The organism is Streptomyces sp. SAS_272, assembly GCF_052543235.1.
This window is the reverse complement of sequence record NZ_JBMNDR010000146.1, coordinates 4,431-12,638: the sequence shown is the minus strand read 5'-3', so window position 1 is coordinate 12,638 and position 8,208 is coordinate 4,431. Positions and strand designations below refer to the sequence as shown.

Here is an 8,208-nt window from a genome sequence, read left to right as displayed (position 1 = left end):
CGTTGAGTGTGGTGGACGGTGCGCGGGTGGTGGCGTTGCGGTCGCGGGCGTTGGTGGCGTTGGCGGGTGGTGGGGGGATGGTGTCGGTGGGTCTGCCTGTTGAGGGTGTGGGTGAGTTGGTGGGTCGTTTTGGTGGTCGGGTGTCGGTGGCGGCGGTGAACGGTCCGTCGTCGACGGTGGTGTCGGGTGATGTGGGTGTGTTGGACGAGTTGGTGGAGTTCGCTGAGGGGTCGGGGGTGAGGGTGCGTCGTATTGATGTGGATTATGCGTCGCATTCGGTGCATGTGGATGTGTTGGAGGAGGAGTTGGGGGTGGCGTTGGGTTCGGTGGAGGCGTTGGCGCCGTCGGTGCCGTTTTTGTCGACGGTGACGGGTGAGTGGGTGGAGGGTGCGGTGACGGACGGGGGGTATTGGTTCAGGAATCTGCGGCAGTCGGTGTTGTTGGAGCCGGTGGTGCGGCGTTTGGTGGGGGAGGGGTTCGGGGCGTTTTTGGAGATGAGTCCGCATCCGGTGTTGGCGGTGCCGATCGGTGAGACGGTCGAGGCTGTGGGCGGGGATGCGGTGGTGGTGGGTTCGTTGCGTCGGGGTGAGGGTGGTCTGGGGCGGTTCTACCTGTCTCTGGGTGAGGCGTGGGCGGGGGGTGTGGCGGTCGATTGGGGTCCGGTGTTCGCGGGGTTGACGCCTTCTCGGGTGGAGTTGCCGACGTATGCGTTCCAGCGCAGCCGCTACTGGCTGGAGCCGGCCGTCCCGCAGACCGGTGCCGACGGCGGGACGTCCGGTGGGGTGAACCTCCTCGACGACGGGTTCTGGGCCAGCGTGGACAGCCACGACCTCGATTCCCTGGCGGACAGCCTCGGACTCGAGGACGTGCGCTCACTCGCCGAGGTGGTGCCCGCCCTGTCGTCCTGGCGGCGAGACCGGCTCAACCACTCCACTCTCGACGGCTGGCGATACCGGGTCGCATGGCGGCCCCGCACCGAACAGCCCGCACGCACCCACGAGCTGGTGAACACGTGGCTGCTCGTCGTACCGGCCGGATACGAGGACGACCCCCTCGTCAGGGATGTGCGCGCCGCGGTCGGCGACAGGTCTGCCGGGACCCGCGTGCTCGTCGTGGGCGGCCCGGAAGCCGAACGTGAGCGCATGGCCGACCTCGTGCGCGCCCTGGCCGACGGCGTCGAGGTCGGTGGCGTGCTGTCGCTGCTCGCGCTGGACGAGTCCCCCTGGTCGGCCGAGGGCGTGCTGCCCACCGGCCTGGTCCTGACCACGACTCTGCTTCAGGTGCTCGGGGACGCCCGCCTGGACGCCCCGGTGTGGTGCGCCACGCGCGGCGCGGTCTCCGTGCGCCGCAGCGACCGGCTGACCAGCCCTCTGCAGGCGATGACCTGGGGTCTCGGCCGCATCGCCGCCCTGGAGTACCCGCAGCGCTGGGGCGGGCTCGTCGACCTGCCCGGCACGCTCGACGAGCGTGCGGCGCGACGGCTGATCGGCGCGTTGTCCGGGACGCTCGAAGAGGACCACCTCGCAGTGCGCGCTTCCGGACTCTTCGCCCGGCGGCTGGTGCGCGCCGGTGACGGGCCGCGGCCGGAGGGCAGTTGGCAGCCGTCCGGCACCGTCCTGGTGACGGGCGGCACCGGCGGGCTCGGCCGGCACGTCGCCCGCTGGCTCGCACGCGGCGGCGCCGAACACCTCGTGCTCGCCTCCCGGCGCGGCCCCGACGCGCCGGGCGCCGGCGAACTCGTCGCCGAGCTCGCCGAGTCGGGCACACCGGCCACCGTCGTCGCCTGCGACGTCTCCGACGCCGACGCCGTGCGGCGCCTCGTCGACGACCTGCCCGGCGGCGGCACCCTCACGGCAGTGGTGCACACCGCCGGCATCATCGACGACGGCCTCATCGACGCGCTCACCCCGCAGCGCGCCCATGACGTCCTGCGGCCCAAGGCCGATGCGGCGCTCGCCCTCGACGCCGCCACCCGCCATCTCGACCTCGACGCGTTCGTGCTGTTCTCGTCGATGGCAGGCACCCTCGGCGGTCCCGGACAGGGCAGCTACGCCGCGGCCAACGCCTTCCTCGACGCCCTGGCCGCCGGCCGCAGGGCGGAGGGACTGCCCGCCACCTCCATCGGCTGGGGAACCTGGGCGGGCGGCGGCATGGTCGGGGAGGAGGTCGCCGAGCGGCTGCGCCGGGACGGCGTGCCCCCGATGGACCCCGAACTGGCCATCGCCTCCCTGCAGAAGGCGCTGGAGCAGGACGAGGAGTTCCTGATCGTCGCCGACGTCGACTGGAAGCTGATCACCGCCCGTGCGTTCGCCGCGCTGCGCGAGCTCCCCGAGGCACGGGCGCCGCTCTCCACGGAGAGCGGCGAGAAGAAGGCCGACTCCGTCGACGGACCGCCGCTCGTCCAGCGCCTCGCGGGCCTGGCCCCGGCGGAACGCCGTGCCGCGCTGGTCACCGAGGTCCGCGCCCAGGCCTCCGCCGTTCTCGGCCATGCGGATCCCGGCGCGGTCCCCGACGGGTGTGCCTTCAGGGACGTCGGCTTCGACTCCCTCACCGCCGTCGAACTGCGCAACCGGTTCGTGGAGGCCACCGGTCTGCGTCTGCCGGTCACGCTCGCCTTCGACCACCCCTCCGCAGGAGCCCTGGCCGCCTACCTGGACGGAGAACTCTTCGGCACGGCGGCGGCCGCCGAGCCGCTGCTCGAACTGCCGACGGCGGCGGTCGACGACGACCCGGTCGTCATCGTCTCCATGGGCTGCCGCTTCCCCGGCGGTGTCGCCTCGCCCGAGGATCTGTGGCAACTGGTCGCCGCCGGCGCCGACGCCATCACACCCTTCCCCGCCGACCGCGGCTGGGACGTCGAGAGCCTCTACGATCCCGACCCCGACCGCATCGGCCACTCGTACGCCCGGCACGGCGGCTTCCTCCACGACGCCGACCGCTTCGACCCCGCGTTCTTCGGGATCGCGCCCCGCGAGGCCGTGGCCGTCGACCCGCAGCACCGGCTGCTGCTGGAGACGTCCTGGGAGGCGTTCGAACGCGCCGGGATCGATCCGGACCGCATCCGCGGCGCCCGCGCGGGCGTCTTCGTCGGATCCAACTACAACGACTACGGCAGCCGTGCCCGCAAGGCCCCCGAGGAGCTGGAGGGCTACCTCGCCACAGGCAGCGCCGGCAGCGTCGCCTCGGGACGCATCGCCTACACCTTCGGTCTGGAAGGACCGGCCGTCACCGTCGACACCGCCTGCTCGTCCTCCCTGGTCGCCCTGCACCTGGCGGTACAGGCCCTGCGGTCCGGGGAGTGCGAACTCGCCCTGGCCGGCGGCGTCACCGTGATGTCCACGCCGGACACCTTCGTCGAGTTCAGCAGGCAGCGCGCCCTCTCGCCGGACGGCCGCTGCAAGCCGTTCGCCGCCGAGGCCGACGGCGCGGGCTGGGCCGAAGGCGTCGGCCTGCTCCTGCTGGAGCGTCTGTCGGACGCCCGTCGCAACGGCCACCCCGTGCTCGCCACCGTCGCCGGCACCGCCGTCAACCAGGACGGCGCCTCCAACGGACTCACCGCGCCCAGCGGACCCGCCCAGCAGAGGGTCATCCGTCAGGCGCTGGCGTCCGCCGGGCTCTCCCCGCTGGACGTCGACGCCGTCGAGGCGCACGGCACCGGAACGACCCTCGGCGACCCCATCGAGGCGCAGGCGCTGATGGCCGTCTACGGTCAGGACCGGCCTGCGGAGCGGCCGCTGTGGCTCGGGGCGCTGAAGTCCAACATCGGTCACACACAGGCCGCTTCCGGCGTCGCGGGCATCATCAAGATGGTGATGGCGATGCGTCACCGCGTCCTGCCGCGCACCCTGCACGCCGAACAGCCCTCCCCGCACATCGACTGGTCGTCCGGCGCCGTGCGCCTGCTGCAGGAAGAGCGCGGCTGGACCCCCGGCGACACCCCGCGTCGCGCGGGTGTCTCGTCGTTCGGCGTCTCCGGCACCAACGCACACGTGATCATCCAGGAACCCGAGACACCCGCCCCCGTGGAGTCCCGTCCGGCCGACGGCGCCTCCCGCACCCTGCCGTGGCTGCTGTCGGCCCGTGGCGACGCCGCCCTGCGCGCCCAGGCCCGCCGCCTCCTCGCCCACATCGCCGCCCGTCCGGACAGCGCTCCGGCCGACCTGGCGCTCTCCCTGGCCACCACACGCGCCCACCACGCCGACCGCGCGGCCGTCGCCACCGGCGACACCGCCTCACTCACCGACGCGCTCACCTCTCTCGCCGAGGGCCGGGAGCACCCGCTGCTCACCACCGGCCGGGCCCGCGGGGGCAAGGTGGCCTTCCTCTTCTCCGGACAGGGCAGTCAGCAGGCTGCCACCGGACGGGTCCTGTACCAGCGGCACGAGATCTTCGCCGACGCCCTCGACGAGGCCTGCGCCCACCTCGACGCCGACCTCGAACTGCCTCTGCGTGACGTCCTGTTCGCCGAACCGGGCAGCCCCGAGGCGGCATTCCTCGACCGCACCGCCTATACCCAGGCCGGACTCTTCGCCGTCCAGGTCGCCCTGTACCGCCTGCTGGAGAGCCTGGGCGTACGGCCCGACGCGGTGCTCGGCCACTCGGTCGGCGAGATCGCCGCAGCCCACGTCGCGGGGGTTCTCACCCTGGAGGACGCGTGCCGGCTCGTCGCCGTGCGCGGAAGACTCATGGGGAACCTGCCGACGGGCGGCGTCATGATCTCCGTACAGGCCGGTGAGGAGGAGGTGACACCGCTGCTCGCCGCCCACGCGGGCCGGGTGTCCGTCGCGGCGGTCAACAGCCCGCTCGCCACCGTCCTGTCCGGCGACGAGGAAGCCGTCACCGCCGTGGCGGCCGAACTGGCCGGCCAGGGCCGCAAGACACACCGCCTCCAGGTCGGTCACGCTTTCCACTCCCACCACATGGACGACATGCTCGACGAGTTCGCCGCCCACACGGCGCTCGTCGACCACGCCGCCCCCGCCCTGTCCGTGGTCTCCACGGTCACCGGACGTCCCGTCACCGCCGACGAGCCGATGGACGGCGCCTATTGGGTCAGCCAGGTGCGTGACGCCGTCCGTTTCCACGACGGCATGCGCACACTGGAGGAACAGGGCGTCACCACCTACGTCGAGATCGGCCCGGGCGGCGTGCTGACCGCGCTCGCCGGAGACTGCGTCGACGGCGTCGCCACCCTCGTGCCGACGCTGCGGCGCGACGAGGAGGAAGACGCCTCGCTGACCTCCGCCCTCGCCCGGCTGCACACCCACGGCCACCGCGTGGACTGGGACAACTGGTTCACCCCCTCCGGAGCCGTCCGCACCGACCTGCCCACCTACCCCTTCCAGCGGCGCCGCTACTGGCTCGAGGCGACCGGCTCCGACAGCACCCGCACGGACCTGGACCCCGTACGCCACCAGCTGCTCACCGCCGCTGTCGCCCTCGCCGACAGCTCCGGCGTCGTGCTGACGGGAACCGTCTCCGTGAACGACAGGCCCTGGCTCGCCGACCACGCCCTGGACGGCCGCATCCTCTTCCCCGGCACCGCGTTCCTCGACCTCGCCATGGAGGCGTGCGGACACGTCGGGGCCGCCCGGATCGGTGACCTCACCCTCCAGACGCCGCTCGTGCTCCCTGAGAACGGCAGCGTCCAGCTCCAGGTGTCCGTCGCGGCGCCCGACGGCAACGGCGACCGCGCCCTCTCGGTGCACTCCCGGCCCGCCACCGGCACCGCCTGGACGCGGCACGCCGACGGCACCCTCACCGACACGCCGTCGGCCTCCGCTCCCGCACCTCTGCCGGCCGCCTGGCCGCCGGCGTCCGCCACCGCGGTGGACGTCAGCGGCCTGTACGACCGCATCGCCGCCGGCGGCTTCGCCTACGGCCCCGCGTTCCGCGGACTGCGCGCGGCCTGGCGCGACGGCGACGACGTGTACGCCGAGATCGCCCCCGAGGAAGGCGAACACCTGCAGGGCGCCGCCCGGTTCCGCGTCCACCCGGCCCTGCTGGACGCCGCCCTGCACACGGTGGCCCTGGCCCCCGCCGCAGGCGCCGGCACCGTCCTGCCGTTCGCCTTCTCCGACGTCGTCCCGCACTCCGCCGGCGCCACCGCGCTGCGCGTACGTCTCACCCCCGTCGGCGACCACACCTACCGGGTGGGCATCCTCGACGGCGAGGGACGCCGGGTCGCCGACATCGACGGGCTCACCCTGCGCCCCGTGGACACCAGCGCCCTGCCGTCCGCTCCGGGGCGCGGCGCACTGCACCGGATCCGCTGGACGCCCGTCGGCATCGGCACGGCGCCCGTCGCCACGCCGCATCTCGTCGGCGACGTGCCGCCGTCCGCCGCACCGGCGTTCGGCACCGCCGTCCGGCACACGGACCCCGCCGCGCTGTACGCGGCCACGGGCGCCGCCGTGCCCGCGACGGTCCTGGCGGCGATGCCCGACACCCGGTCCGAGGCGGACGGCGACGTCACCGCTGCCACGCGGCGTGCCACCGCCCACGCGCTGAGCCTGCTCACCGACTGGCTGGCGCAGGACGGCCTGGCGGCCTCCCGGCTGGTGGTGCTGACCCGGAACGCCGTCACCACCGGATCCGAGGACGCACCCCGCACCGATCCGGCCCAGGCGGCCGTCTGGGGGCTGGTCCGTGCGGCGCGCGCCGAGAACCCGGGCCGCTTCGCCCTGGTCGACCACGACGGCAGTGCGGCCTCCCTGGCACAGCTGCCGGCCGCGCTGGCCTCGGACGAGAGCGAGATCGCCCTGCGCGAGGGCTCCGCGTTCACACCCCGGCTCACCCAGGCGGGGCCGCCCGCCGAGACGACGGACGGGGCGTTCGCGGACGGCACCGTCCTGGTCACCGGGGCCGGCGGCGTCCTGGGACGGGAGATCGCCCGCCACCTGGTCACCGCCCACGGCGTGCGCTCCCTGGTGCTGGCCGGACGGCGCGGCCCGGCGGCCGAGGGCATGACCGCACTCCACGAGGAGCTCAGCGGCCACGGGGCACACGTCACCGTCGCCGCCTGCGACGTCGCCGACCGCGACGCCCTGACCGCCCTGCTCGGCGACATCCCCGTGGACCGGCCGCTCCGCGCCGTCGTCCACACCGCGGGCGTCCTCGACGACGGCATCGTGCAGTCGCTCACTCCCGAGCGCGTCGACACGGTGCTGCGGGCCAAGGCCGACGCGACCGTCCTGCTGGAGGAACTCACCCGCGACACCGATGCCGCGCTCGTTCTGTTCTCCTCGATCGCCGGCACCCTCGGCGGCGTCGGGCAGGGCAACTACTCGGCCGCCAACGCCTTCCTCGACGCCTTCGCCGCACGCCGCGCCGCCGGCGGACGCCGCGTCCAGTCCCTCGCCTGGGGTCTGTGGGCCGAACGCAGCGGCATGACCGGCAAGCTCGACGAAGCGGACATGCGCCGCATCGCCCGCAGCGGACTGCGGCCCATGGAGACCGCTCACGCGCTCGCCCTGCTCGACGCGGCGCTGCGCTCCCGTGATCCGTACTTCGCGCCCCTCGACCTCGACCCGGCCGCGCTACGGGCCTCCGACGGGTCGGTGCCGGACCTGGTGCGCGACCTCGTCCCGGCCCGCACCCGGCACCGGGCCGCACCGGCCACCACCGCGTCGGCGGCGCCCGCGGAGGGCGAGCTGCGCAACCGTCTCGCCGGGCTCGCCCCGGACGCCCGGCACGCCGTCGTCCTGGACGCGGTACTCGCTCAGGCGGCCCTGGTCATCGGGCACGACAGCCCCGACTCCATCGACCCCGAAGGAGGCTTCCTGGACAGCGGGTTCAACTCGCTGACCGCCGTCGAACTGCGCAACCGCATCGGCGCCCTCGCAGGAGCACGGCTGCCCGCGACCCTCATGTTCGACTACCCGACGCCGGAACGGCTCGCCGCGCACCTCCTGGAACGCGTCACCCACGAGGCGCAGCCGGCCACGTCCCCGGTCCTCGACCGTCTCGACGCCCTGGAAGCCCAGTTCACCGCGTCGGTCCTGGACACGGCCGTCCAGGAGCGGCTGCGCAGCAGGCTCAGCGCTCTGCTCGCCCGGCTCGACGACGACCCGGCGGCCGGGGCCGCCGTCGGCTCCGCGCCTTCGGCGCCGGTGCCGGCCGCCGACGAGGTCTCCGACGACGAACTGCGCGCCTTCCTCGAGGGCGACCTCGACGAGGTCTGAGCCGACCGGCCTCGGTCCGGCCCGG

The 8,208-nt window shown here is 74.0% G+C and carries 1 protein-coding gene; it reads left to right on the top strand.

What is annotated here, in order from left to right:
• Nucleotides 1–8: 8 nt before the first annotated feature.
• A complete protein-coding gene (locus ACN6LD_RS40610) occupies nt 9–8,183 on the top strand; it encodes an SDR family NAD(P)-dependent oxidoreductase (protein ID WP_445045780.1) in 8,175 nt (2,724 codons plus the stop codon).
• The last annotated feature ends 25 nt before the right edge of the window (nt 8,184–8,208 follow it).